24 protein-coding genes and 1 tRNA gene are annotated in these 23,950 nt (G+C 73.3%); 15 read left to right on the top strand and 10 right to left on the bottom strand.

Annotated features, from left to right (window positions below):
* Window positions 1-114 precede the first annotated feature (114 nt).
* The 7 genes from SA2016_RS13900 (at window position 115) to SA2016_RS13870 (ending at window position 11,287) form a co-directional block, all read left to right on the top strand.
* A complete protein-coding gene (locus SA2016_RS13900) occupies window positions 115-1,245 on the top strand; it encodes a GuaB3 family IMP dehydrogenase-related protein (protein ID WP_066499124.1) in 1,131 nt (376 codons plus the stop codon).
* A gap of 134 nt (window positions 1,246-1,379) precedes the next feature.
* Window positions 1,380-3,098, top strand: coding sequence for a glycerol-3-phosphate dehydrogenase/oxidase (locus SA2016_RS13895; RefSeq protein WP_066499122.1), 1,719 nt, complete (start codon window positions 1,380-1,382; stop codon window positions 3,096-3,098).
* 5 nt (window positions 3,099-3,103) lie between these two features.
* Window positions 3,104-3,598, top strand: a complete 495-nt coding sequence (locus tag SA2016_RS13890) for a PTS sugar transporter subunit IIA (protein ID WP_066499120.1) — start codon at window positions 3,104-3,106, stop codon at window positions 3,596-3,598.
* A 67-nt stretch (window positions 3,599-3,665) separates the two neighbouring features.
* Window positions 3,666-4,529 (top strand): SURF1 family protein, encoded by an 864-nt coding sequence (locus SA2016_RS13885; RefSeq protein WP_066499118.1) that lies wholly within the window; start codon window positions 3,666-3,668, stop codon window positions 4,527-4,529.
* A complete protein-coding gene (locus SA2016_RS13880; RefSeq protein WP_066499116.1) occupies window positions 4,526-5,011 on the top strand; it encodes a DUF3817 domain-containing protein in 486 nt (161 codons plus the stop codon). The genes SA2016_RS13885 and SA2016_RS13880 overlap by 4 nt, the downstream gene beginning before the upstream one ends.
* 145 nt (window positions 5,012-5,156) lie before the next feature.
* A complete protein-coding gene (gene guaA / locus SA2016_RS13875; protein WP_066499114.1) occupies window positions 5,157-6,707 on the top strand; it encodes a glutamine-hydrolyzing GMP synthase in 1,551 nt (516 codons plus the stop codon).
* Between the two features lie 122 nt (window positions 6,708-6,829).
* On the top strand, window positions 6,830-11,287 hold the full coding sequence (locus tag SA2016_RS13870) for a DUF4011 domain-containing protein (RefSeq protein WP_084249532.1): 4,458 nt from the start codon (window positions 6,830-6,832) through the stop codon (window positions 11,285-11,287).
* Here SA2016_RS13870 and cpaB read toward each other — a convergent pair.
* The 3 genes from cpaB to SA2016_RS13855 form a co-directional block, all read right to left on the bottom strand.
* Complete coding sequence (gene cpaB, locus SA2016_RS13865) at window positions 11,206-12,021, bottom strand: Flp pilus assembly protein CpaB (RefSeq protein WP_084249531.1); 816 nt, start codon at window positions 12,019-12,021, stop codon at window positions 11,206-11,208. The genes SA2016_RS13870 and cpaB overlap by 82 nt on opposite strands.
* Before the next feature lie 94 nt (window positions 12,022-12,115).
* Window positions 12,116-12,382: an FmdB family zinc ribbon protein gene (locus SA2016_RS13860; protein ID WP_066499112.1), complete on the bottom strand. Its 267-nt coding sequence runs from the start codon at window positions 12,380-12,382 to the stop codon at window positions 12,116-12,118.
* A gap of 126 nt (window positions 12,383-12,508) precedes the next feature.
* Window positions 12,509-13,153, bottom strand: coding sequence for a 5-formyltetrahydrofolate cyclo-ligase (locus SA2016_RS13855; protein ID WP_066499111.1), 645 nt, complete (start codon window positions 13,151-13,153; stop codon window positions 12,509-12,511).
* Between the two features lie 48 nt (window positions 13,154-13,201).
* Between SA2016_RS13855 and galU the strand changes: the two genes are divergently transcribed.
* From galU to SA2016_RS13830, 5 genes are all read left to right on the top strand, one after another.
* A complete protein-coding gene (gene galU, locus SA2016_RS13850; RefSeq protein ID WP_066499108.1) occupies window positions 13,202-14,122 on the top strand; it encodes a UTP--glucose-1-phosphate uridylyltransferase GalU in 921 nt (306 codons plus the stop codon).
* A gap of 8 nt (window positions 14,123-14,130) precedes the next feature.
* Complete coding sequence (locus tag SA2016_RS13845) at window positions 14,131-14,751, top strand: GNAT family N-acetyltransferase (protein ID WP_066499106.1); 621 nt, start codon at window positions 14,131-14,133, stop codon at window positions 14,749-14,751.
* A 118-nt stretch (window positions 14,752-14,869) separates the two neighbouring features.
* Window positions 14,870-15,199, top strand: a complete 330-nt coding sequence (locus SA2016_RS13840; RefSeq protein ID WP_066499099.1) for a hypothetical protein — start codon at window positions 14,870-14,872, stop codon at window positions 15,197-15,199.
* Window positions 15,142-15,768 carry a hypothetical protein gene (locus SA2016_RS13835; RefSeq protein ID WP_066499098.1) on the top strand — a complete coding sequence of 209 codons (627 nt, stop codon included), beginning with the start codon at window positions 15,142-15,144 and terminating at the stop codon, window positions 15,766-15,768. The genes SA2016_RS13840 and SA2016_RS13835 overlap by 58 nt, the downstream gene beginning before the upstream one ends.
* An 88-nt stretch (window positions 15,769-15,856) precedes the next feature.
* Window positions 15,857-15,929 (top strand) — tRNA-Ala (locus SA2016_RS13830).
* Between the two features lie 90 nt (window positions 15,930-16,019).
* On the opposite strand, the gene SA2016_RS22510 is transcribed toward SA2016_RS13830, so the two are convergent.
* The 5 genes from SA2016_RS22510 to SA2016_RS13805 form a co-directional block, all read right to left on the bottom strand.
* A complete protein-coding gene (locus SA2016_RS22510; protein WP_084249530.1) occupies window positions 16,020-16,721 on the bottom strand; it encodes a DUF805 domain-containing protein in 702 nt (233 codons plus the stop codon).
* Window positions 16,722-16,820: 99 nt separating this feature from the next.
* Window positions 16,821-17,810 (bottom strand): malate dehydrogenase, encoded by a 990-nt coding sequence (locus tag SA2016_RS13820; RefSeq protein WP_066499093.1) that lies wholly within the window; start codon window positions 17,808-17,810, stop codon window positions 16,821-16,823.
* A 9-nt stretch (window positions 17,811-17,819) separates the two neighbouring features.
* On the bottom strand, window positions 17,820-18,275 hold the full coding sequence (gene zapE, locus SA2016_RS13815) for an AFG1/ZapE family ATPase (protein WP_066499090.1): 456 nt from the start codon (window positions 18,273-18,275) through the stop codon (window positions 17,820-17,822).
* Window positions 18,272-19,270: a magnesium/cobalt transporter CorA gene (corA, locus tag SA2016_RS13810; protein ID WP_066499084.1), complete on the bottom strand. Its 999-nt coding sequence runs from the start codon at window positions 19,268-19,270 to the stop codon at window positions 18,272-18,274. The genes zapE and corA overlap by 4 nt, the downstream gene beginning before the upstream one ends.
* Window positions 19,267-19,803 carry an Lrp/AsnC family transcriptional regulator gene (locus tag SA2016_RS13805; protein ID WP_066499083.1) on the bottom strand — a complete coding sequence of 179 codons (537 nt, stop codon included), beginning with the start codon at window positions 19,801-19,803 and terminating at the stop codon, window positions 19,267-19,269. Before SA2016_RS13805 ends, corA begins: the two co-directional genes overlap by 4 nt.
* 101 nt (window positions 19,804-19,904) lie before the next feature.
* Here SA2016_RS13805 and SA2016_RS13800 point away from each other — a divergent pair, with 101 nt between their 5' ends.
* From SA2016_RS13800 to SA2016_RS13790, 3 genes are all read left to right on the top strand, one after another.
* Window positions 19,905-21,161 (top strand): MFS transporter, encoded by a 1,257-nt coding sequence (locus SA2016_RS13800; protein ID WP_066499080.1) that lies wholly within the window; start codon window positions 19,905-19,907, stop codon window positions 21,159-21,161.
* A gap of 90 nt (window positions 21,162-21,251) precedes the next feature.
* Window positions 21,252-21,896, top strand: a complete 645-nt coding sequence (locus tag SA2016_RS13795) for an ArsR/SmtB family transcription factor (protein WP_066499079.1) — start codon at window positions 21,252-21,254, stop codon at window positions 21,894-21,896.
* Window positions 21,893-22,105 (top strand): hypothetical protein, encoded by a 213-nt coding sequence (locus SA2016_RS13790; RefSeq protein WP_066499076.1) that lies wholly within the window; start codon window positions 21,893-21,895, stop codon window positions 22,103-22,105. The genes SA2016_RS13795 and SA2016_RS13790 overlap by 4 nt, the downstream gene beginning before the upstream one ends.
* 16 nt (window positions 22,106-22,121) lie before the next feature.
* Here SA2016_RS13790 and SA2016_RS13785 read toward each other — a convergent pair whose 3' ends face one another.
* Together SA2016_RS13785 and SA2016_RS13780 are read right to left on the bottom strand one after the other, a co-directional pair.
* On the bottom strand, window positions 22,122-22,640 hold the full coding sequence (locus tag SA2016_RS13785; RefSeq protein WP_066499075.1) for an Lrp/AsnC family transcriptional regulator: 519 nt from the start codon (window positions 22,638-22,640) through the stop codon (window positions 22,122-22,124).
* Window positions 22,641-22,686: 46 nt separating this feature from the next.
* The gene (locus SA2016_RS13780) at window positions 22,687-23,928 is read right to left on the bottom strand and encodes an MFS transporter (RefSeq protein WP_066499073.1); all 1,242 of its coding nucleotides are present in this window, start codon (window positions 23,926-23,928) and stop codon (window positions 22,687-22,689) included.
* Window positions 23,929-23,950: the final 22 nt, after the last annotated feature.

Raw genomic sequence — 23,950 nt, 5'->3', positions numbered from 1 at the left:
GACGACGGCGGCCCTCCCCGCGCGAGGGGAGGGCCGCCGTCGTGCGTCGCGGTCCCGTCCGGCCCGCTGGCGGCTTCGGGGGACCGGCCGCCCCAGTCCAGTAGGCTTGGAGCCGTGACTTACGAGATCGAAATCGGCCGTGGCAAGCGCGGACGCCGTGCCTACTCCCTCGATGACATCGCGATCGTGGCGAACCGCCGGACCCGTGACCCCGAGGACGTCTCGGTCTCGTGGCAGATCGACGCCTACCAGTTCGAGATGCCCGTCATCGCCGCCCCGATGGACTCGGTGATGTCCCCGTCCTCGGCCATCACGCTCGGCCGGCTCGGCGGCCTCGGCGTCCTGGACCTCGAAGGCCTCTGGACCCGCTACGAGGACCCGCAGGCGGTCCTGGCGGAGATCGCCGGCCTCGAGGGGGAGCCCTCCAGCCCGGCGGTCACCCGCCGGCTGCAGGAGCTCTACGCCGTGCCCGTCCAGCCCGAGCTGATCACCGCGCGCCTCGCCGAGATCCGCGAGTCCGGCGTGACCGTGGCCGGGTCGCTGACACCGTCCGGCACGCTCGAGCACTACAAGACGGTCCTCGCCGCCGGCGTGGACCTCTTCGTGATCCGCGGCACCACGGTCTCCGCCGAGCACGTCTCCAAGAACCAGGAGCCGCTCAACCTCAAGAAGTTCATCTACGAGCTCGACGTGCCCGTGATCGTCGGCGGCGCCGCCGGCTACACGCCCGCGCTGCACCTCATGCGCACCGGCGCCGCCGGCGTGCTCGTCGGCTTCGGGGGAGGTGCGACGACGACCACCCGCCGCGCGCTCGGCATCCACTCTCCGCTGGCCTCGGCGATCAGCGACGTCGCCGCCGCGCGCCGCGACTACATGGACGAGTCCGGCGGCCGCTACGTGCACGTGATCGCCGACGGCGGCATGGGCACCTCGGGCGACATCGTCAAGGCCATCGCGATGGGTGCGGACGCCGTCATGCTCGGCTCGGCCCTCGCCCGCGCCGAGGAGGCCCCCGGCCGCGGCTGGCACTGGGGAGCCGAGGCGCATCACCCCGAGACGCCGCGCGGCGAGCGCGTCAACGTCGGCACGGTCGGCCCCATGGAGGAGGTCCTCTTCGGCCCGGGCCACCACGCCGACGGCACGAGCAACCTGATCGGGATGCTGCGCCGCTCCATGGCCACGTCGGGCTACTCGGACCTGAAGGAATTCCAGCGCGTCGACGTCGTCGTCGCGCCCCAGCGGTGAGGCCCGGGCGTGTCCGCGCGGTGCCTGCTCCGCCCCTGACGATCCGCCGCGGGCGCGCCTAGACTCGGAACCAGGCAGGTTCCGCAGAGGCGCCCTGGCGGCAGGGCTGCCTCGTCGAGGCGAAGGGGCACACGATGACCGCACAGCTCAGCCCGGAGTACCGGGAAGCCTCCCTCTCCCGGCTCAGGGAGTCCACCCAGCCCGGCCGCGAGCTCGACATCCTCGTGGTCGGCGGCGGAGTGGTCGGCGCCGGCTCGGCGCTCGACGCGGCGACGCGCGGGCTCGAGGTCGGGATCGTCGAGATGCGGGACTGGGCCTCCGGGACCTCCTCCCGCTCGTCGAAGCTCATCCACGGCGGTCTGCGGTACCTCGAGATGCTGGACTTCCGCCTGGTCCAGGAGGCCCTGCAGGAGCGGGGCCTCCTGCTCCAGCGGATCGCACCCCACCTCGTGCATCCGGTGCCGTTCCTGTACCCGCTCACCCGGCGCTTCTGGGAGCGGCCCTACGTGGGCACGGGCATGGTCCTCTACGACACGCTGGGGCTCACCCGCCACGGCACCGGGCTGCCCATCCACAAGCACCTGTTCCGGCGCGGCACGCTCCGGGCCGCGCCGAGCCTGCGCGAGGACGCCATGATCGGCTCCGTCCGCTACTACGACGCGCAGGTCGACGACGCCCGCATGGTCGCCGGGCTCGTGCGGACCGCGGCGCAGTACGGCGCGCACGCGGCCAACCGGGTGGCGGTCGTGGACTTCCTGCGCGAGGGCGAGCGCGTGGTCGGGGCGCGGATGCGGGACCACGAGACCGGCTCGGAATTCGAGGTGCGGGCCAAGCAGGTCATCAACGCCACCGGGGTATGGACGGACGAGACCCAGGGGATGGTCACCGACCGGGGTCAGCTCAAGGTGCGCGCCTCCAAGGGCGTCCATCTCGTGGTGCCCCGGGACCGGTTCCAGTCCACGGTCGGGCTCATCCTGCGCACCGAGAAGTCGGTCCTGTTCGTCATCCCGTGGGGGCGGCACTGGATCATCGGCACCACGGACACCGACTGGAAGCTCGAGAAGGCCCATCCGGCCGCGTCCAGCAGCGACATCGACTACATCCTCGAGCACGTCAACCGGGTCCTGAAGCGGCCCCTGACGAGGGAGGACGTCGAGGGCGTCTACGCCGGGCTCAGGCCGCTGCTGGCCGGTGAGAGCGAGTCCACGACCAAGCTCAGCCGGGAACACGTCGTCGCCCATCCTGTCCCGGGCCTCGTGGTCGTGGCGGGCGGGAAGTACACGACGTACCGGGTCATGGCCAAGGACGCGGTGGACGAGGCAACCCGCGCCATGGACGAGCGCATCGCTCCCTCCTGCACCGACAGGGTCCCGCTCGTGGGGGCCGAGGGGTACCGGGCAGTCTGGAACCGGCGGCACCGCCTGGCCGACAGGTCTGGCGTCCACGTGGCCCGGGTCGAGCACCTCCTGCGCCGCTTCGGCTCGCTCACGGAGGAGGTCCTCGCGCTCGTCAAGGAGCGGCCCGAGCTCGCAGAGCCGCTGCCGGGCGCCGACGACTACCTCCGTGCGGAGGCCGTGTACGCCACCACCCACGAGGGCGCCCGGCACGTCGAGGACGTCCTGACCCGCCGCACCCGCATCTCCATCGAGGCGTGGGACCGCGGCGTGTCCGCGGCGCCCGTCGTCGCGGACCTCATGGCCCCGATCCTCGGCTGGAGCCAGACCCAGCGCGACAACGAGGTGGCGCACTACCTCGCCCGCGTCGAGGCCGAGCGGCTGAGCCAGCAGCAGCCGGACGACGAGTCCGCGGAGGCCGCGCGGATGGGTGCCGAAGACATCGTCCCGGTAAAGTAACGGGCATGCCCCTGCCCGGTTCCTTCGACCGCTACGACGCCCAGCTGACCACCCCGGGCCTGGTGATCCTGGAGATGGTTGCCGACGGCCGGGCGGACGCCACCCGCCAGCTCGCCACCCGCCTCGCCGCCGAGGACCGGATCGACGACCTCGAGGGGTTCCTCGCGGACGTCGCGGCGCGCGAGCACCAGCTCGCCACCGGCCTGCCCGGCGGGATCGGCCTGCCCCACGCCCGCAGCGAACACGTCCGGCAGCCCTCGATCGCGGTGGGCATCACCAAGTACGGGCACGCCCTCGACTTCGGGGCGATGGACGGGCCCGCCTACGTGGTCCTGCTGATCGCGACGCCGGCCGCCTCCTTCTCCGAGCACCTCGAGGTCCTCGCCACGATGGCCCGCTCGCTGTCCAAGGAGGGCTTCCGCGACTCGCTGCGCCGCGCCAACGATCCCGACATCATCGCCGAGCTCGTCAACTCCGCGCTCCTCTTCGCCGATCCCTGAGCGCGCCCGCCCCGGGCGGCCCGGGGGCGTTTACGTTTTCTACAGCTTGTCGGAGTACCGTTAACGGGTGCTCCGAACTGCCCTCAAGCCCCAGTGGATCGCGGCGCTCGTGGGAGCGCTTGTGGTGTCCTGGGTGTTCGTGCTCCTGAGCCAGTGGCAGTTCTCCCGCTCCGTCTCGGAGGCGCCCCCCGCGCCGCGCGCCATCGAGGAGGTCAAGCCGCTCACCGGCGTCCTGCGCCCCGGCGAGGTCTTCCCGGCCCCCGCCGCCGACCAGATGGTCACGTTCCGCGGCTCCTACGATCCGCGCCGGCAGGTGCTCGTGCGGGACCGGCTGCAGAACGGGCAGAAGGGCTGGTGGGTCGTCACCGCCTTCACGGTCGACGGCGCGCCCGCCGTCGGCGGCGAGCACGGCGCCGTGGTGCCTGTGGCCCGCGGATGGATCACCTCGCCGCAGGACGCGGCCCCGCCGCCGTCGGGCCACCTGACCCTCACCGGGCGGCTCGAGCCGTCCGAGGCGCCCCAGGCGGCGCAGGACGTGGCGCCCGGCCAGATCGCCACCCTCTCGGTGGCCCAGCTCATCAACGTCTGGGACGTGCCCAGCTACACGGGGTTCGTCGGCGTCACCAAGGAGGTCACGCCGTCGGGCGCCGCCGCGGCCGCGTCCCCTGGCCTCCAGCCGCTGAGTATCGAGGCACAGCCGATCGAGCAGCCCGTGAACTGGCTGAACATCTTCTACGCCGTCGAGTGGGTCGTCTTCGCCGGCTTCTCCATCTTCCTGTGGTGGAGGCTCGTGCGGGACGACTACGAGCGCACCCAGGACGCCCTCGCCGATGCCGCGGCCGCCGAAGCCGCCGGTGGCGGGGCCGACACTGCTGAGAAGTCCACCCCGGGCGCCGAGAAGGCGCCCTCCGAGACCGGAGGAAACCCGTGATTGACCCCAAGCCCGCTCTGGGCCGCGCTGCCGGGCAGCGGAGGTTCGGAGGCACCGTCGCGCAGATCCGCTCTGCCCTGAAGTTCTACCGGTTCGCGGCGTACATCACCGGCACCATGCTCCTGCTGCTGTGTGCCGAGATGATCGCCCGCTACGCCTTCGGCCAGTTCCTCTACGCCGGCGGCTCGGACGCCTTCACGGGCAAGCCGTTCGGCTTCGGCTTCGCCGATGCCGACCCCGCAGGAGTGGTGGGCGGCGCGAACCTCTCCATCACCATCCTGATCGTCCACGGGTGGATGTACGTGATCTACCTCATCTCGAACTTCCGCCTGTGGTCGCTCATGCGGTGGCCCTTCCCGCGGTTCATCCTCATGGCCCTCGGCGGCGTGGTGCCCTTCCTGAGCTTCATCGTCGAGCGCCGCATGCATGCCGAGGCCGAGCGCGACCTCGAGTCGCACCCCGACGCCGGCCAGCGCTACTGACGGGGCCGCCACGGGCTCTCCCGGGGAGTGAGGCGGACGCCACACGGCCCCGGGAACCGGCGCCGTGGTCCGGTACCCTTGATGGGTGACTACAGCTTCCCAGACCTCGGCGGAGGAGCACGGCGTCCAGACCGCCCACAGGCCGGTGCTGGTGGTGGACTACGGGGCACAGTACGCGCAGCTGATCGCGCGCCGCGTCCGCGAGGCGAACGTGTACTCGGAGATCGTCCCGCACACCTTCACCACCGAGCAGATCCTGGCCAAGAATCCCGCCGCCATCATCCTCTCCGGCGGCCCCTCGAGCGTGTACGCCGACGGTGCGCCGAGCGTCGGAGCAGACCTGTTCGAGGCCGGGGTGCCGGCGTTCGGCATCTGCTACGGCTTCCAGGCCATGGCCAACGCGCTCGGGGGAGTCGTGGCCCGCACCGGCCTGCGTGAGTACGGGGCCACGGTGACCACCTCGGTCGGCGAGCCGCACTCGCTCCTGAGCGGGGTGCCCGCGACCCAGAACACGTGGATGAGCCACGGTGACTCCGTCCAGAGCGCGCCCGAGGGCTTCGAGGTCCTCGCGACCACGGCCGGAGCGCCGGTGGCGGCGTTCGTCAACGCCGAGAAGGCCCTCGGCGGCGTCCAGTGGCACCCCGAGGTCAAGCACTCGGACTTCGGCCAGAAGGTCCTCGAGAACTTCCTGTTCGAGGTGGCCGGGCTCGAGCCCAACTGGACCACGGGCAACATCGTCGAGGAGCAGGTCGAGCGGATCCGCGCCCAGGTCGGCGATGCCCGCGTCATCTGCGGGCTCTCCGGCGGCGTCGACTCCGCCGTGGCCGCCGCGCTCGTCCAGCGCGCGGTGGGCGACCAGCTCACGTGCGTGTTCGTGGACCACGGCCTCCTCCGCGAGGGCGAGGCCGAGCAGGTCGAGCGCGACTTCGTCGCCGCGACTGGCGTCAAGCTCTACGTCGCCAACGAGCAGGAGCGCTTCCTCAGCGCGCTCGCCGGGGTCACCGACCCCGAGCAGAAGCGCAAGATCATCGGCCGCGAGTTCATCCGGGCGTTCGAGGAGGCCGAGCGGGCCATCATCGAGGAGGCGCAGGCTGCCGGCGAGCAGATCAAGTTCCTCGTCCAGGGCACGCTCTACCCGGACGTCGTCGAGTCGGGCGGGGGCGAGGGCGCGGCCAACATCAAGAGCCACCACAACGTGGGCGGCCTCCCCGAGGACCTCCGCTTCGAGCTCGTCGAGCCGCTGCGCACCCTCTTCAAGGACGAGGTCCGCGCGGTCGGCCGGCAGCTCGGCCTCCCCGAGGAGATCGTCGGCCGCCAGCCGTTCCCCGGTCCCGGCCTCGGCATCCGCATCGTCGGCGAGGTCACCGCGGAGCGCCTCGAGCTGCTGCGCAAGGCCGACGCCATCGGCCGCGCCGAGCTGACCGCGGCCGGACTCGACGACGAGGTGTGGCAGATGCCCGTCGTGCTCCTCGCCGACGTGCGCAGCGTGGGCGTCCAGGGCGACGGCCGCACCTACGGCCACCCGATCGTGCTGCGGCCGGTCTCGAGCGAGGACGCCATGACGGCCGACTGGTCGCGACTGCCGTTCGACCTGCTCGCCAGGATCTCCAACCGCATCACCAACGAGGTCGACGGCGTCAACCGCGTGGTGCTCGACGTCACGAGCAAGCCCCCGGGCACCATCGAGTGGGAGTAGGCGGGCCGCTGCCTCTTGCGTGTCTCCGGCCGGTGCCCCTGCGGGGTACCGGCCGGCGCCGATTTGGGCTCCCACAGCGTTGCACCCATGGGTGAGCCCCTTGACAGGCTAACCTCGAAGCTATGCCGAGATGGTCCACAGGCAAACGAGCCAGCACCCTTGCAACGGCTGCCGACGAGCGCGAAGAGAGCGAAGACGTGCCCGAGACGACGTCCCCCGAGGAGGAGGCGCGTCTTGAGGCGTGGCTCTCCGCGCTGCCCGGCGTCACCGGACCGGACACGATGCTCGGGTACTACCCGGGGACCGACGGCAGCATCGACCTGACCCGCGCCCACGCCTCCGGCCTCGCGCAGCTCCTCGCCGGCCGCCGCACCCGCCTCTCGACGCTCCTGCGGGAGCGCCACGACTACACCCGGGCCGCCCGCGCGGCCCGCAACCTGCGGGCGAAGTCCCACGAGCTCGCGAACGAGCGCGGCGTCGACGCCGGCCATCTCGCCGCCGGGCTCGCCACGTGGACGTCCGCCGTCGGCGGCAAGCCGCGGCGCGTGAGCGCGCCGGTGCTGCTCGCGGCAGTGGCGCTCACCGTCCGTCCCGAGCAGGACGACTTCGAGCTCAAGCTCACGGAGCAGGCCCGGATCAATCCGGCCCTCGTCCGGCACCTGCGCTCGATCCACCGGATCGACGTCGACGCCCCCGCCATCGAGAAGCTCGCCTACAGCACAGCCCGGCTCGACCCCCAGCCGGTCCTGGACCGCATCCGCACCCTCATCGCCCCCATCGCGGGCGCACAGGTGGAGTCCCGGCTCCTCGTCTCGACGTTCGCGGACCTGGAGGAGTCCCTCGAGGACCCCTCCATCAGCGCGGCGCACCCTGTCCTCGCCGCCCTGGCCTCCACCTCGGGATCGGTGCACCCCGCTCCGGAACCGCTTGACGACTCGCGCTTCAAGGCCCTCGACGAGCGCGACCCCGAGGAGGAGTTCCTCGTCCTCGATGCGGACGTGGACCAGCAGCTCGTCATCGATGCCGTGCGGGCGGGCGACTCGCTCGTGGTCGAGGCCCCGCCGGGCACCGGCCAGACGCAGACCGCCGTGAACGCGCTCGCGACCCTCGTCGAATCGGGCCGCTCCGTCCTGGTCATCGCCGAGCGGCGCGCGAGCCTCGCTGAGCTGCACCGCCGCTGCGACGAGCTCGGACTCGGCTCCCTGGCACTGCAGCTGGGCGCCACGGTGACTCCGGGCCAGCTGCGGCAGCAGGTGGTCCGCTCGATCGTCCGCAACGAGAAGTCGCAGGAGCCCCGGCTCCAGGGCGTGTACCGGGTCCTGCGGGAGCGCCGTCACCAGCTCATGGACCACGTGGCCTCCCTCCACAACGTGAGGGAGCGCTGGGGCTGCTCCCCGTACGAGGCGATGCAGTCCCTCGCCGCCCTCACCTCGCTCCATCCCGCCCCGTCCACCACCGTGCGGCTCAAGCGCAGTGTGCTGGACAGCATCAGGGACCGCGCGGGCCTCAGCGAGCGGCTCCGCCGGGCGGCCGAGCTGGGCAGCTTCAGCCGCGCCGCGGCCGAGAGCCCCTGGCACGGGGCGCGGCTCGTCACCCGGCGCGAGACCGAAGAGGCCCGCGAGCTGGCCGCCCGGCTGGCCACCGAGGTCCCCGCGCTCGAGGAGCGCATGAACGCCGTGGCCGAGCACGCCGCCATCCGTCTCGAGCGGACAGTGGGCGGTTGGGGGCGCCAGCTCGAGCTCCTCGTCGCCGTGCGGGAGAGCCTGGACAAGTTCACGCCCGACATCTTCGACCGCCCCGTCATGGACCTCATCGCCGCGACCGCCCCGGCCGCATGGCGGCGCGAGCGGGGCATCGAGGTCACCGCGCTGCAGCGTTCGCGCCTGCGCAGGGTTGCCAAGGAATACGTGCGCCCAGGAGTGCACCTTGCGGACCTCCACAGCTCGCTCGTGCTGGTCCAGTCCCAGCGCGAGGCCTGGTCCGCCTGCGCCGTGTCGCAGCGGCACCCCTCGGTTCCCTCGGGCCTCGCTGAGCTCCGCGAGGCGTACGTGGCGGCCGAGCGGGGACTGCGGCGCCTCGGGGCCATCGTGGCGCCCACCAAGCTCGGGGGACGCCTGCTCGAGACGGACATCGCCGAGCTGCGGACCCGTCTGGACGCGCTGGCGGAGGACTCCCGGATTCTGCGCTCCCTCCCGGAGCGGACGCTGCTCGAGGACGAGCTCCGCGAGCACGGGCTCACGGACCTCCTAGCCGACCTCACCGAGCGCGAGGCCGCGCCCGCCGTCGTCACCGCCGAGCTCGAGCTCGCGTGGTGGCAGTCCGTCCTCGAGGCCATGATCAGCGGCGACGACTACCTCGCGATGTCCGACGGCGAGCAGCTGCGCCGGGCCGAATCGGAGTTCGCCAGGGCGGACCGCGCGCACATCGCCAGCGGTGCTGCGAGGCTGCGCTGGCGGCTTGCCCGCGAGTGGGCCGAAGCCATCGAGCGACACCCCCGGGAAGCGGAGTCGCTGCGGGCAATCCTCAAGGACGGCCGGATCAGCCTGACCGCCCTCGAGCGCCAGTCGCCGCGGCTCATCCGGCCGCTCGTGCCGGTGTGGATGTGCAGCCCCTACGCGCTCGCCGCCGCCCTGCCGCGGGACCGCCGGTTCGACGCCGTCCTCCTGCTCGACGCCGACTCGATGCCGCTGCGGGCGGCCCTGCCCGGCATCGGCCGCGGGCAGCAGATCATCGCCTTCGGCGACCCGCAGGTGGCCAACCCGCGCCCCTTCTCGGTCTCGGTCGAGCAGCAGGCCGGACAGCCGCTCGCCCCCTCGGTGGACAGCGCCCTGACCGCGCTGTCCCGCGTCCTGCCCTCCGTGCGCCTGCGGACCACGTACCGGTCCGTGGACGAGGACCTGGACCTCCAGCTGAGCCGGCGCTTCTACTCCGGGCGCCTCCGGCGGCTCCCCGACGGGCCGAGCGTGACCGGACTGGACCGGCCGTTCCTGCTCGAGTACCTGCCGGACGGCACGGGGCTGCCGAGCGGGGAGGACGGCGGGGTCGAGTCGGTCGCCGCCGAGGTCAACAGGGTGGTCGACCTGGTATTCGACCACGCGCGGCACCGCCCGGGCGTCTCCCTTGCCGTGGTGACCGCCAGCGCCCACCACGCCGCCCGCGTCGGAGAGGCCATCCGGCTCCAGATGGCCAACCATCCGGATCTCGTCGCCTTCTTCAGCGGCGGCACCGAGCCGTTCCGCGTGGTGCACATCGACCGGGCCGGAGGCCTGGTCCGAGACCACGTCATCTTCTCGCTCGGGTTCGGCCGGACGCCGCACGGGCGCGCCATGCACCACTTCGGCCCGCTGAGCGAGCCCGGCGGCCGGCGGCGCTTCGCCCTCGCGATGAGCCGGGCCAGGCACAGCCTGCACGTGCTCAGCTGCTTCCAGCCGTCCGAGCTCGACGTGACGCGTCTGAGCGAAGGGGCCTCGGACTTCTACGAGCTGCTGGACCGCGAGCTCGGAGGCAACACCCAGCTCGGCACTCCGGCCACCCGCGCCGCGGCCAGCGCCGAAGCGCTGGGGGCCGACCCCCTCGTCACGGACCTGGGGGACCGCCTGAGCTCCCGCGGCGCCCGCGTCTGGCACCACTACGACGGTGCGGTGGACATGGCGGCCGCCATCGACCCCGTGCTGACCATCGGCCGCGAGGACCACGAGACGAGCGTCCCTGTGGCCGTCGAATCCGACGGCACCGCCCGGTACCGCTCCATGAGCGTGCGCGAGCGCACGCGCCAGCGGCCAGAGCTCCTCGGACGCCTCGGGTGGAAGCACTTCACGCTGTGGACCATCGAAGTCTTCACGGATCCCAGCGGCTGCGCCGAGATGATCGCCGGGGAGCTGGGCCTGGCCACGGATGCCGATGAGAACGGCACAGCCGGATTCCTCGACGGGGCCTGGGGCGGCGGCCACGACGGGCGCCACCGCCCCGTCACGTCCGCGCAGGCCTGGGAGGCCGACGGGAGGACCCGCAGCCAGCGGGAGAGCGAGGGGACCACGGCCATGAGCGAGCGTGACGAGGCCCAGGGCCCCGATCGGCGGGACCGGGCAGGCAGCGCGGACAGCGCGGACGGGGGCCGCGGAAGCGAGGGCCCGGCCGGTGCCGGGCCGGACGCTTCCGGCGCCGCAGCCGCGGGTCCGGAAGGCTTCGGGTCGTGGTTCGCCGACCGCGACGCGGCCGATGCTGAGGACCCGTCGGCGGGGGAGGCCGGGGCCGCTGGCGGCGCCGACGCCTACGCTGACAGCGGTGACTCCGACGCCAACGGCGGGAGCACCGACGAGGCGGGGCCGCAGGACGGCGGCACCTCCGCTGAGGCGGACAGGGACGAGGCGGAGGCCGCCGCCGGCGAGCCCACCGAGACCGGCGAGCTCCGCCGCCCCCGCGGGTCCCGCCGCGTGACCGTTCCCGGCACGGGGCCCGCCGAGGCGGACGAGCCGGAGTCCGCGGCCGTCCAGCGGCCCTACGAGCCGGTGACGCGTCGGAGCGCCGAGCGTGCGCGCGAGCGGTGGCTCAAGGAGCAGCGGCCTCCCCACTGGGGCTGAGCGGCTGGCGGGCGCGACCCGCATGAGCGGGGCCCGGCCTCGACGAGGGTGAAGAACACCTTCCCGCGGGCCGACGCACCCGCGAGCCGGAGTGCCTGGTCCGGGCGCGCGGCGACGACAAGGAGTCCCTCGGCATCCTGCGAACCGAGCCACGGGGCGGCCCCGCCTGCCCCGCCAGGTCCGCCGGCCCAGAGGACGGGAACCTGGGCGGCGAGCGTCGTGCCCGCTCCGGGCCCACCGCCGGCGTCCGTGCTGAGCACGACGTCGATGAGCTGGCCCGGCCGCAGGAGCTGGAGCGAGGCCGGATCGGCCACCCGGACTGGGACCGCGGCCGTATCCGGGGCTGATCCCGCAAGGAGCCCCGGCCCCACGAGGCCGGCGTCGGTGATGGCCTCGCCACTGCGCACGGGGCCTGCAAGGCGCTGCCCCACGAGCCGGGAGGGATCCGACGAGGCGCCCCGCGGCACCGCGTCGGCAGGGAGCCTGGCCACGCGCACGTCGCCTGACGCGACGGTGGCCCCGCCGGCGAGGTCCCGGGCCGCAACGGCCACGGGAGCCATCGCGGCCGAAGGCGGCGTGAGCTCGTGCACGGCGGCCCCCGCCGCCACGCAGAAGAGCGCCGCCGCGAGGGTGCGGCGGCGCCGGTCGAGGAAGCGGCGAAGGGGGCTGCGCGGGGCGGACGCCCAGGGGCGCACCGGGGCGGGCTGGCGCTTCGGCGCCGGGCTGCGTGTCATGACGCCACGCTAGGGCGGCGGCGCAGACGACGGGTCGGGGAACGCGTCTATGTGGACGACGCGCCCGGCGCGCAGCCGGGGGAGGGGAAGAAGGTCAGTTGGCTGCGGCCGCGGGAGCCGGCTTGGTGTCCTTCGGAGCAGATTCCTTGGCCGGGGAGGCGGCCGGGGCGCTGCTGGAGCTGCCGCCCCGGGAGTCGGTGCGGTAGAAGCCAGAGCCCTTGAAGACGACGCCGACGGTGTTGAACTTCTTGCGCAGGGTCCCGCCGCACTCGGGGCAGACCGTGAGCGAGGCGTCGCTGAACGACTGCACCGTCTCGAAGGCGTGGTCGCAGTCTTTGCAGGCGTAGGCGTAAGTAGGCACAGGAACTCCTTCTGGACAGGGCAGAGGCCGCAGCACCGTCGTCCGGCGGCGTCCCGGCACTGGGACGTCGGTCCGGTTGGCAGTCGCGGGCCTCGAGTGCTAATTCTAACAGGCTGCCGCGTGCGCCTATTCCGTGGTCTGGCCGGCGCCGCCGAGATCGACGATCCCGCCCGGAGTGAGGGCCGCGTCGACGCGCCGGTCCAGCACATCGGCCGGGACTTCGCCCGAGGCGAGCACCTCGCCGTCGTACACCACCGCCGCGGTGGGGAGCCGGGCACCGAGCGCCGCCGCGAGGGCGAGGAAGCGGTCGTAGTAGCCCCCGCCCTGGCCGAGCCGGCGCCCCTCGCTGTCCAGGGCCGTGGCCGGCAGGACGATCCCCGCGATGGGGGGACGGTCGGGGCCGCCGGCGAGGACCTGCTCGGCCGGCACCACGGTGCCCACCGGCTCCTGCACGGGGGCGTAGCGGCTCCGCGCGAACTCGATGCCCGGGTGCCATTCGGTCCAGCCGAGCTGCCGCTCGGGGAGGCAGATCGGGAGCATGATGCGGAAGCCCGCCTCGTGCAGGTCCGTGAGGAGGCCCGCGGTGGGCGGCTCCACGCCGACGCCGAGATAGGCGGTCAGGACGGCCCCCGGGGCCACGGTCCGTCGGGCCCAGGCGAGGCCGTGCCCCGCGATGAGGGGAGCCGCGGCGGCGACCTCGGCGGGTGCGAGGGCGCGGCGCGCCGACCAGATCCGGGCGCGCAGGGACGACTTGAGCTCGGCGGTGTCCATGGCGCGACTCTATCCGTGCATGTCCCGTACTCGTATAGAGTGTGGCTCGTGTCTACCTCCAGAGCTGTCAGGAAAGCCGTCATCCCTGTCGCTGGTCTCGGGACTCGGTTCCTGCCGGTGACCAAGGCCATGCCCAAGGAGATGCTCCCCGTCGTCGACAAGCCCGCGATCCAGTACGTGGTCGAGGAGGCGGTGTCGGTGGGCCTCGAGGACATCCTGATGATCACGGGCCGCAACAAGCGCGCGCTCGAGGACCACTTCGACCGCGTCCCGTCGCTCGAGTCCGCGCTCGAGGCGAAGGGCGACCGCAAGAAGCTCGCAGCGATCCAGGAGTCCAACAACCTCGGCGACATCCACTACGTCCGCCAGGGCGACCCGAAGGGCCTCGGGCACGCCGTGCTGTGCGCCGAGCGCCACGTCGGCAACGAGCCCTTTGCCGTGCTCCTCGGCGACGACCTCATCGACGAGCGGGACGAGCTCCTCGGCGAGATGATCCGGGTCCAGCAGGCCACCGGCGGCTCCGTCGTGGCGCTCATGGAGGTCCCCCGCGAGACGATCTCCTCCTATGGCTGCGCCGACGTCACCGAGGTGGAGGGCGAGAGCTACGTCCAGGTCCACGGGCTCGTCGAGAAGCCCGCGCCCGAGGATGCGCCGTCCAACCTCGCCATCATCGGCCGCTACGTGCTCCACCCCGCCGTCTTCGACGTGCTGCGCAGCACCGAGCCCGGCCGGGGCGACGAGATCCAGCTCACCGACGCCCTGCAGACGCTGGCGCGCCGCGAGGGCGAGGGCGGCGGGGTATACGGTGTGGTCTTCCGCGGCCGCCGCTACGACACCGGGGACAAGCTCTCCTACCTCAAGGCCGTCGTGACCCTCGCCTGCGACCGCGACGAGTTCGGCGCAGACCTGCGCTCGTGGCTCGCGGACTTCGTGGCCGAGGGCGCGGACACGGCGTCGGCCCGCGGCTGACCCGGAGTATGTCGGCATCGGGCCTCTGGCCCGTCACCCTGCGCGCCGGGGACCTCGCTCTCCGGCCGCTGCGGATGGGGGACCGCGCGGAGTGGATGGCCGTGCGGTCCCGCAACAGGGCCTGGCTCGCCCCCTGGGAGGCCTCGAACCCCCAGCCGGGCGGCACTCTGCCCACCTTCCGGGACATGGTGCGGTCCCTCACGCGGCAGGCCAGGGAGGGGACGGCGCTGCCCTTCGTCATCACCCTCGACGATCCCCGCCTCCGCAGGGCGCCCATTGTCGGGCAGCTGACGGTGTCCTCGATCGTGTGGGGCTCGGCGCTCATGGCCACGCTCGGCTACTGGGTGGACCGCGAGCACGCCGGCCGCGGGATCGCGCCGACGGCGGTCGCGCTCGTGACTGACCACTGCTTCGGCGAGATGGGCCTGCACCGCATGGAGATCAACATCCGCCCCGAGAACGCCCCGAGCCTCCGCGTGGTCGAGAAGCTCGGATTCCGGCACGAGGGCCTGCGCCCCCGCTACCTGCACATCAACGGGGCCTGGGCGGACCATGAGTCCTTCGCCCTCACCGCCGAGGAGATCCCCGAAGGCGGCCTGCTCGGCCGGTGGCTCGCCTCGCGACGCTGAGCCGGCGGACGACGGCGGCTCCGGACGGAGCCGGCGCCCGCGCCTTCCCGCTGAGGTTCTCGCGACACACCGGCGCTAATACGGGCAGCGCCCCGGCGATCCTCCTACCGTTCTGAGTATGGATTTCGCCCTCAGCAGCTCGACGGTGCTCGGCGCTGCCGTGCTCGTGTGGCTGCTGTGGGTCGCCCCGTACTTCCTCCGCCGCCGCGCCGCCGAGCAGCCTGCCGGCGAGGCGGCCCTGCTCATGGAGTCCATGGAGCCGCTCCGACGCGAGGCCACGCCGTCCAGCTCCTCGGGGACCGGCGGCTCCTCGGCCGCCCCCGCGCCGAGGGCCGCCTGCCCGGCGGTGCGCCGAAGCCCCGCCTGCGCGTCCGCTGGGGACGGCTCGCCGTGGCCCTCACGGGCCTCTGCGCCCTCGTGGCGGCCGTGGTCACCCTCGTCCTCATGATCGTGGGCGTCCCTGCCTGGGTCCCGCTGGCCTGCCTGGCCACCGCCGTCGGCTCCGTCGCACTGCTCCGTTCCCTCGCCGTGCGCGACCGGAAGCGGCGGATGGACCGTGCCTTCGGTGCCGCGATGGGCGCCCCCGCGCCGAGGCCCGCAGCGCCTGCGCGGACGGTGACGCCGAGCGAGGTCTTCGATGCCGGGCGGGAGCCTGCACCCGCTCCGCGCCCCGTGAGCCGAGAGGAACTCAGGGCGATCGCGCTCGACGTCGCGAAGGCGTCCCAGGCCAGCGCGGAGGAGGCGGCGCGGGCCAGCGGCGAGCAGGCCCCGGGCTGGGAGCCCGTGGAGGTGCCCCGGCCCGCCTATCTCGACGCCGCGAAGGCCGAGCGGCCTGAGCCCGCTCCGATCCAGACTGCGGCCGAGCCCACGCCGGAGGGCCTTCCCCTCAAGCCCGCGGCGGAGGGCCCCGAGCCCGGGTCCGCGCCCGGCGTCCCGGCCCTCGGCACGGCCAAGACGGCCGCCCGTGGGGGAGCCCTGGGGAACCTCGACGAGGTCCTCCAGCGGCGCCGTGCCTAGCCCGTCAGCACAGCGGCCGGGAGCGGGCCGGCGCCCCGTTCCGATTTGGATTTTGGCGGCCGCGCAAGTAACGTAGTGCCCGCACCGAGGGGTCTTAGCTCAGTTGGTAGAGCGCTTCGTTCGCATCGAAGAGGTCAGGGGTTCAAATCCCCTAGGCTCCACGTTGTCCCTCATCACAGGGCACTTTCAGGGTCCCAGCCATACCGGCTGGGGCCCTGTCTGCGTTCTGGGACGGGCCAGCGTCAGCCCCGTCAGGCCGGCCGGCTCCCGGGCCCCGGGCCGGCCTCAGGGCCGCTGCCCGGCGCGGCCGGGTTGGGCGGCGGCTGCGGCGGCTGCTCGGCCCGGTACGGCGGCGGCTGCTGGACACCGTATGGATACTGCGGCGGCTGCTCGGCCCGGTACGGCGGCGGCTGCTGGACACCGTACGGATACTGCGGCGGCTGCTCCCCGGGGCCCTGGGGCGGCTGCTGGAACCCGTACGGCGGCTGTTGGGCGTCGGCACGGCGCTTGAGGTAGCCGCTGCCGGGATACCGGTCGAAGCGCTGGCCCAGCGGGTTCTCCCGCTGGACGAGCATCACGATCAGCGCGATCCAGCCCAGCACGGGAACGAGGACGAGCAGCAGGAGCCAGGCGGACAGGTTCGCGTCGTGCAGCCGGCGCGCCGCGACCGCGAGGCCCGGCACCACGGTGGCGAAGAACCACAGGCCGCCGAGCGGGCTGGCACCCGTCGACTGGCCGTTGACCACGGTGGGGCTGATCGCATTCAGGATCCCGGACGCGATCGCCGAGGCAAGGGCCCACCACCAGTATTCGCTGCGGCTTGCGCGCCCGCTGAAGACCGCATACTTCTGGAAGACGCGCTTGACGGCCTCGACCGGGGGAGCGCCGTAGTAGGGGAGTTCGAGCGGGGGGACTGCGCCGCCTGCCGTGTACGGGGGCTGCTGGATGGTCATCGAACCGTTCCTTCCGCCGGAGGGGCGATGGATGGTGGGCGATGCCACCATGCTAGGAACGGCCCTGAGGGCCGTGGAAGGGTAGGAAGGCCCGGGCGGTCAGCCGAGCAGGCCCAGCCCGCGCACCGCGTCCCGCTCCGCCTCGAGCTCGGCGACGGAGGCGTCGATGCGGGCCCGGGAGAAGGCCGGGATGTCGAGGCCCTGCACGATCGAGAACCGGCCGTCCTCGCTGCGCACGGGGAACGAGCTCACGAGTCCCTCGGGCACCCCGTAGGAGCCGTCCGAGGCGACGCCGGCGGAGGTCCACCGGCCCGGCGTCCCGTGCACCCAGTCCCGCACGTGGTCGACCGCGGCGCTGGCCGCGGACGCCGCGGAGGACGCGCCGCGGACGTCGATGATCTCGGCCCCGCGCCGCGCCACGCGCGGGATGAACTCGGATTCGAGCCAGTCCTGCTCCACGAGCGTCGGCACGGGCTGGCCGCCCGCGGTCGCGTGGGTGACGTCGGGGTACTGGGTCGCGGAGTGGTTGCCCCAGATGGACACTCCGTCCACGTCCGAGGCCCGGCAGCCGAGCCTGGCGGCGAGCTGGGCCACGGCCCGGTTGTGGTCGAGCCGCGTCATGGCGGTGAAGCGCTCACGGGGCACATCCGGGGCACTCGTCGCGGCGATGAGCGCATTGGTGTTCGCCGGGTTGCCGACGACGAGGACGCGCACCCCGCTCGCCGCGTGGTCGTTGATGGCCCGTCCCTGGGGCCCGAAGATGCCGGCGTTCGCCTCGAGGAGGTCGGAGCGCTCCATGCCCGCCGTGCGGGGCCTGGAGCCCACGAGCAGGGCGACGTCAGCGCCGTCGAACGCCTCTGCCGGCCGGTCGGTGACGTCGACCGAGACGAGGGGGCCGAACGCGCAGTCGGCGAGCTCGAGGGCCGTGCCCTCCGCAGCCCGCACCGCCGCGGGAACCTCGAGGAGCCTGAGCCGGATCGGCACGTCCTCGCCGAGCATGGCGCCGCTCGCGATCCGGAAGAGCAGCGCATAGCCGATCTGGCCTGCGGCTCCGGTGACAGTGACGGTGACAGGCTGCTGGTCGGTCATCCGGCCAGCCTAGCTGCCCCAGCGGAGCCGCGGGAGCCCGCCGTCGGCCGTCTCGTGGAGGGGGAGCGGTCGGGGCAGCGGGCCGGGGTCCTTGGCCGCGAGGAGCACGAGCGGGACGTCGGCGGCATGGAGCGCCTCCGCCAGGGCGAGGAACGCCGCCGCGTCCGCTGAGGCTGCGGTGCGCAGGACGGGCACGCCGTCGACCACCCACACGGCGTGCCACGGCGCGAGCTCGGCCCAGCTCACGCCCGCGGTCCCCGCGCGGCACACCTCCCCGAAGCCGAGCCACAGCAGCTCCGCGTCCGCGGCGCGGGCGTGGAGGACGCCGCCGGGCGCGTCGAGGTCCATCCCCTCCCCGGGCGGGGCGAAGAGGCCGAGCGCCCCGAGCTGCTCCTCGGTGCCCGGCACGAGCACGCGGCCCGCCTCCCACCCCGGGCCGCCGGCGACCGCGCTGCCTCGGCTCACAGCCACTGCTTCCACTTGAAGACCAGCCACAGCATGAAGCCGGCCACCACCATGAGGACGAGCGCATACGGGTAGCCGAGGTCCCACTCGAGCTCGGGCATCGTCTTGAAGTTCATGCCGTAGATGCCGGTGACGAGGGCCGGGGCGAAGAAGATCGCCGCCCACGAGGAGATCCGCTTGACCTGCTCGTTCTGGGCGAGGCTCGTCTCGTTCTGCCGGTTGGCCGTGAGGGTGCCGTCGAGCACGAGCGCGTTCTGCAGGAGGTCCCGGAACGCGTCGACGCGGGAGACGATCTGCTCGAGGTGGTCATGGACGTCCCGCAGGCTGCGCTGGAGCTCGATCTCCACCTTGTACTTCCCGAAGCCTCCCTCGAGGTTCTCCACCATCCGCTTGAGGGGGTGGACGGCCCGCTGGAACTGGATGACCTCGCGCGTGAGCTCGTAGATGCGCCGCGAGACGGCGGCGTCGTTGGCGAAGAGCTGGTCCTCGATCTCGTCGATGTCGTTCTCGAGGCCGGCGACGACCGGCTTGTAGTCGTCCACGACCCGGTCGAGCAGGGCGTACAGCACCGCCTCGGGCCCGTGCCGCAGGAGGCCGGGATCGGCCTCGAGGCGCTTCCTGACCAGGCCCACGCCGGCGGTCTCGGCATGCCGGATCGTGACCACATAGTTCGGGCCGGTGAAGACGTGCAGCTCGCCGAACTCGACCGTCTCCGTCTCGTCGATGTACCGCGCGGGGCGCAGCACGGTGAAGAGCATCTCGTCGTAGCGCTCCATCTTGGGCCGCTGGTGGGCGTTGATGGCGTCCTCGACGGCCAGGTCATGGAGGTGGAACTCGTGGGCCACCTCGGCCATTTCCTCGGCGGAGGGGCGGTAGAGGCCGATCCACGCCATGCTGCCGCCGGTCGCCTCCAGCGTCTCGAAGGTCTGCTCGAGCGATTCGGGGTGGGCCGCCCTGCGGCCGTCGACGTAGACGGCGTTGTCGATGATGGTCACCGGTCCATTATCGAAGGCCCGGCGTCCGACGCCGGTGCTGCCGCCGCCTCCGCGGCGCGCCGCGTGCGGTCCACGGCGCGCCGCAGGAGCGAATCGGCGCGGTACGCGATGTGGGCGTGGAGCGCGAGGACCGTCTCGGAGCGGATGACCCCCCTGATGCGCAGCACCTGGCGCAGGGAGGCCTGGAGCTCGTGGGTGTCACCGGCGACGAGACGGCACCAGATGTCTCCGCGGCCCGAGATCTCGTAGGCCTCGAGCACGGTGGGGATGCGGCGCAGGCCTGCCACGACGGAGTCGAGCTCGCGGTGCACCACCTCGAGGGTGATGAAGGCGACGACGTCGTAGCCGAGCGCCTCGAGGTCCACGTCGCGCCCGGTGCCGCGGAGCACCTCGGCCCGCTCGAGGCGGCGCAGGCGGCTCTGCACCGTGTTGCGGGCCACGCCGACCCGCGTTGCGAGCTCGGCGATCTGGGCCCGCGGGTCCTCGACGAGGGCCAGGACGAGTCGGAGATCGGTGGCGTCCAGTGCGCTCATTGATCACTCCAGGGTCAGCAGCGGAACAGGTTTTGATCATGGAGGCCAATTGATGCCCGTCCGGATGATCGTCATGGGCCATTGTCCCCGATCGTGTAGCCATGACCCTGATTGCCGAGCTGCGCATGCGGGCGCCTGCGGCCCGCACCGGCTGGGATGCCACGCGCGGCATCCGCCTCGTGCTGTCCGGATCGGTGCTCTTCCTGCTCCTGATCGGCGCGAACCTCGCGACCCCGCTGTACGCGGGCCTGCAGCGGCGCCTCGGGTACGGCAGCCTCGGCACCTCGGTTGCGTTCGCGAGCTATGTCGTGGCCCTCGTCGCGGTGCTCGTGAGCGCGGGCCACTGGTCCGACTACCTGGGGCGCCGCGCGGCCATGGTCCTCGCCGTCCTGGTGGGGATCGCGGGCAGCGCCGTGTTCGCGTCCGCGGGCTCGCTCGCCCAGCTCTGCGCCGGCCGCGCGCTGCAGGGCATGGCAGTGGGCCTGGCCACCGGGGCGTGCGCAGCCGCTCTGCGGGAACTGCTCCCGCACCGGCCCGAATGGGCCTCGCGGTTCACGCTGCTCGCCTCCTCGGGCGGGGTCGCGCTGGGGCCGCTCCTCGGCGGCGCCCTGGCCCTCGCCCCGGGTGGGACCGCGGTCCCGTTCCTCGTCCACGCCGCCGCCCTCGCGGCGCTGCTTGTCCCGCTCGTGCTCGTGCGGGCCAGGCCCGCCCCGCAGCTGCCCGCAGGGGGCAGGCCCGGCCGGGTGCTCGCCCCGCGCAGCCTCCGCGGCGCCGTCCCCGCGCCGCCCGCGCGCGGCTCGTTCTGGGTCGCCGCCGCGACGGGCTTCCTCAGCTTCGCCGTGTTCGGCTACCAGCTCGCCCTCTCGCCGGGCGTCTTCGCCCGCGCGCTCGGGGCCGGGTCCCCGCCGCTGCTCGGCGCGCTCGCCGGGCTGTCCCTCGCCTCCTCGGCGGTGAGCCAGGTGCTCGCACCGGCCGGCCGGCGCCGTGCGCGCGGCGATGGCCCGCTCGGGCTCGCGGTGCTCGCGGCCTCCCTTGCCGCCCTCGCGTGGGGCACCGCGGCGGAGAGCCCCGCCGTCCTCATCATCGCGAGCATCGCGGCCGGTGTGGGGCAGGGCGCGGCGTTCCGGGCCGGGTTCGACGCCGTCGCGGCCTCGGTGCCCGCCGCGGCGCACGCCCGGACCGTGAGCCTGCTCTACGTAGTGACCTACCTCGGGAGCGCCGTTCCGGTGGTGGGCCTCGGCGCACTGGTGGGGGCCGTGGGCCTGGGCCCGGCCGCGGTCGGCTTCCTCGGCGCGTGCGCCGCCGCGGCGGCCCTGCTCGCCGTCCTCGCCGGGAGGCCGACGGTGCAGGGCCGCTGACCCGCGGGCTGCCGTGCACGGGCACGGTCGCAAACATCTGTTTGCAAAGAATTGCTTGCAAAGACTCCTTTGCGAACCTACCCTTGAGGCGTGGAGACCACCCCAGGAGCCGGCACCCCCGAGCCCAAGCGCACCGTCGACGTCGCCTCGCTCAAGGCCCTCGCGCATCCGCTGAGGGTGCAGATCCTCGACACCATCTCGCGGCTGGGCCCGCAGACCTCAGGGACCCTCGCCGAGATCCTCGGCGAGTCCACGGGCGCCACGAGCTACCACCTCCGCCAGCTCGCCAGGCACGACTTCCTGCGCGAGGTCGAGGGGCGGGGCTCCGGGCGCGAGCGGTGGTGGGACCGTCCCAAGGGCAGCCTCCAGATCGTCACGCGCGAGCTCGCCGACAATCCCGCGACGAGCGAGGCCGCCCACCTCGTGAGCCGCGAGTTCGAGCACCATCGGGCTGCCGCCCTGGCCGACTTCATGGAGCACGGCTGGCTCGAGGAGCCCTCCGAGTGGTCGGACTCCGCCATGGTCAGCACCAGCAACGTCCGCCTCACCGCCGCGCAGCTGGCCGAGGTCTCGGCCAAGCTCGAGGCCTACGCCGCGGAGCTGCTCGCTCCGTACCGCGGACAGGGCGCCGCGGAGGGCGTCCGCCCCGTCCAGATCCACATCAACGCCTTCCCCCTGGCCGTCGGCAGGCCTGCTGCCGCAGCCCCGCGCACATCCTCTGAGGAGAAGCCATGAGCACCGCCGCCATCGCCCGTCCGGCATCCCGTCGCGACCGCCGCACCCCGGCAGAGGAGCTCGCGCTCCGGCTCGGGGAGGCCCTCGTTGCCTGGGCGGAGCGTCCCCGGGACCACGGGGTCGACGTCGAGCGCCTCGCCCGGGCGGAGGACCGGCGCGCCGACGCGCGCTTCGCCGAGCCGCTCGGCCTCCACCACTGGCTGCGCTAGCGTCGGGCCAGAGGGCTCAGTCCGGAAGCGGTCCGCGCCCGGGGATCTGCTCGAACACGAGCGTCGTCTCGGTGTGCCCCACCACCGGATCGGTCGTCAGGTGGTCCAGGACCCAGTCACGCAGCTCTTCGGTGCTGCCGACGGCGATGTGCAGCAGGTAGTCCACCGCGCCGGAGGTGTGGAACGTCGCGAGCACTCCCGGCAGCTGCGGCACCCGGGAGGTGAACGCGTCGATCTGGTCGCGATCGTGCGCTCGCAGGCGCACCGAGATGAGCGCCTGGACGCTCCGGCCCACCGCCGAAAGGTCCACCTTGGCCTCGTACCCCGTGATGATGCCCCGCTCGGAGAGCGAGCGGGTGCGCATGAGCGCCGTCGACGGGGCGATCCCGACCATCTCGGCAAGCTGCTTGTTGGTGATCCGGGCGTCATCGACGAGGGCCGCGAGGGTCCTGCGGTCCACCTCGTCGAGGGGCTCGCCGCCCGGAGGATGATGGCCGGCGGCGGACTGCGGTCGGCCGGGACTCGGCGTGGTCACGGGTTTCCTCCTCGGTTGGGGCGTGCCCATGATATGTGAGGGGAGCTCAGCGGTCGGCGCGGTGCACCGCCCACGAGGCGAGCGCCGTCGTGAGCGCCACTCCTGTGACGCCGAGCACGAGCGCGGCCCAGCCGCCCGCATGGAAGACGAGCCCCCCGGCCCAGCCCAGCAGGCTCGAGCCGCCGTAGTAGCCGAGGTTGTACAGGGAGGCCGCCTGGGCCCTTCCCGCGGCGGCGAGTGCCCCGGTCCAGCCCGAGGCGATCCCGTGGGCGGCGAAGAAGCCGGCCGTGAACACGAGCAGGCCGGCCAGGACTGCCGGCAGCCAGTCCGCGGCCATCACGGCGGCGCCCGCCGCCATGGCCACGGTGCTCGCGGTCATCACGGCACGGCGGCCGTAGCGCTCGCTCAGGCGCGCGGCGAAGCCCGAGCTGAACGTGCCCGAGAGGTAGGCGACGAACACCAGGCTCGCGAGGCTCGCCGGGAGCCAGAACGGCGCGGCCTCGAGGCGGAAGCCCAGGTAGTTGTACACCGCCACGAAGGAGCCCATGAGCAGGAACGCCTGCGTGTACAGCATGAGCAGGCGCAGGCTGCGCAGCTGTGCAGCGAGCGTCCGGAGCACCGCGGCCGCGGCCGCGCCGATCCCGCCCGGGGTCCGCGGCGCGGGGGAGAAGCCCCGGGCCCGCGGAGCGAGGACGATGAACGCCACCGCCGCCGCCGCGCCGAGCACGGAGACGGCGATGATCCCCAGCCGCCACCCGAGAACGTCCGCGAGCGGGCCGGCGACGAGGCGCCCGGCGAGGCCGCCCACCGTGGTGCCCGCGATGTAGGTGCCCGCGGCCACCGCGGCGTGGGCCCTGCTGACCTCTTCGCTCAGGTACGCGATCGCGATCGCGGGCACGGAGCCGAGGGCCGCGCCCTCCAGGAAGCGCAGGGCGAGGAGCGCCTCGAAGCTCGGGGCGAGCGGCCCGGCGAGCCCGAGCACGGTCGCGGCGAGGATGCCCCAGCGCATGGCTCCGACCCGTCCGATCCGGTCGGCCACGAAGGACCATGGCAGGACGGCCACCGCGAGGCCCATCGTCGCGAGTGAGACCGTGAGCGCGGCCCGGGCGGGGTCGATGCCCAGCTCTGCGGCGAGGCGGGGGAGCAGGGCCTGGGGCGAGTAGAGCTGGGCGAAGGTCGCCACCCCGGCGAACGCGAGCGCCAGGATGAGCCGCCGGTAGCCGCGGCTGCCCTTCGGGTGGCCTTGCCAACGGGCCGCTGCTGGTGCTGTGCCGGGGCCTGCGCTCATGCCTTCCACCCTAGGAAGGCAC

The organism is Sinomonas atrocyanea, assembly GCF_001577305.1.
GTDB lineage: Bacteria > Actinomycetota > Actinomycetes > Actinomycetales > Micrococcaceae > Sinomonas > Sinomonas atrocyanea.
Note: the sequence above shows the minus strand (reverse complement) of the source record. Positions and strands in the feature narration are given on the sequence as shown.

Coding starts and splice junctions, on each gene's coding strand:
- SA2016_RS13895 (WP_066499122.1), top strand. CDS start 1,380: ATGACCGCACAGCTCAGCCCGGAGTACCGGGAAGCCTCCCTCTCCCGG.
- SA2016_RS13890 (WP_066499120.1), top strand. CDS start 3,104: ATGCCCCTGCCCGGTTCCTTCGACCGCTACGACGCCCAGCTGACCACC.
- SA2016_RS13870 (WP_084249532.1), top strand. CDS start 6,830: ATGCCGAGATGGTCCACAGGCAAACGAGCCAGCACCCTTGCAACGGCT.
- cpaB (WP_084249531.1), bottom strand. CDS start 12,021: ATGACACGCAGCCCGGCGCCGAAGCGCCAGCCCGCCCCGGTGCGCCCC.
- SA2016_RS13855 (WP_066499111.1), bottom strand. CDS start 13,153: ATGGACACCGCCGAGCTCAAGTCGTCCCTGCGCGCCCGGATCTGGTCG.
- SA2016_RS13845 (WP_066499106.1), top strand. CDS start 14,131: ATGTCGGCATCGGGCCTCTGGCCCGTCACCCTGCGCGCCGGGGACCTC.
- SA2016_RS13840 (WP_066499099.1), top strand. CDS start 14,870: ATGGATTTCGCCCTCAGCAGCTCGACGGTGCTCGGCGCTGCCGTGCTC.
- SA2016_RS22510 (WP_084249530.1), bottom strand. CDS start 16,721: ATGACCATCCAGCAGCCCCCGTACACGGCAGGCGGCGCAGTCCCCCCG.
- SA2016_RS13820 (WP_066499093.1), bottom strand. CDS start 17,810: ATGACCGACCAGCAGCCTGTCACCGTCACTGTCACCGGAGCCGCAGGC.
- SA2016_RS13805 (WP_066499083.1), bottom strand. CDS start 19,803: ATGAGCGCACTGGACGCCACCGATCTCCGACTCGTCCTGGCCCTCGTC.
- SA2016_RS13800 (WP_066499080.1), top strand. CDS start 19,905: ATGACCCTGATTGCCGAGCTGCGCATGCGGGCGCCTGCGGCCCGCACC.
- SA2016_RS13790 (WP_066499076.1), top strand. CDS start 21,893: ATGAGCACCGCCGCCATCGCCCGTCCGGCATCCCGTCGCGACCGCCGC.
- SA2016_RS13780 (WP_066499073.1), bottom strand. CDS start 23,928: ATGAGCGCAGGCCCCGGCACAGCACCAGCAGCGGCCCGTTGGCAAGGC.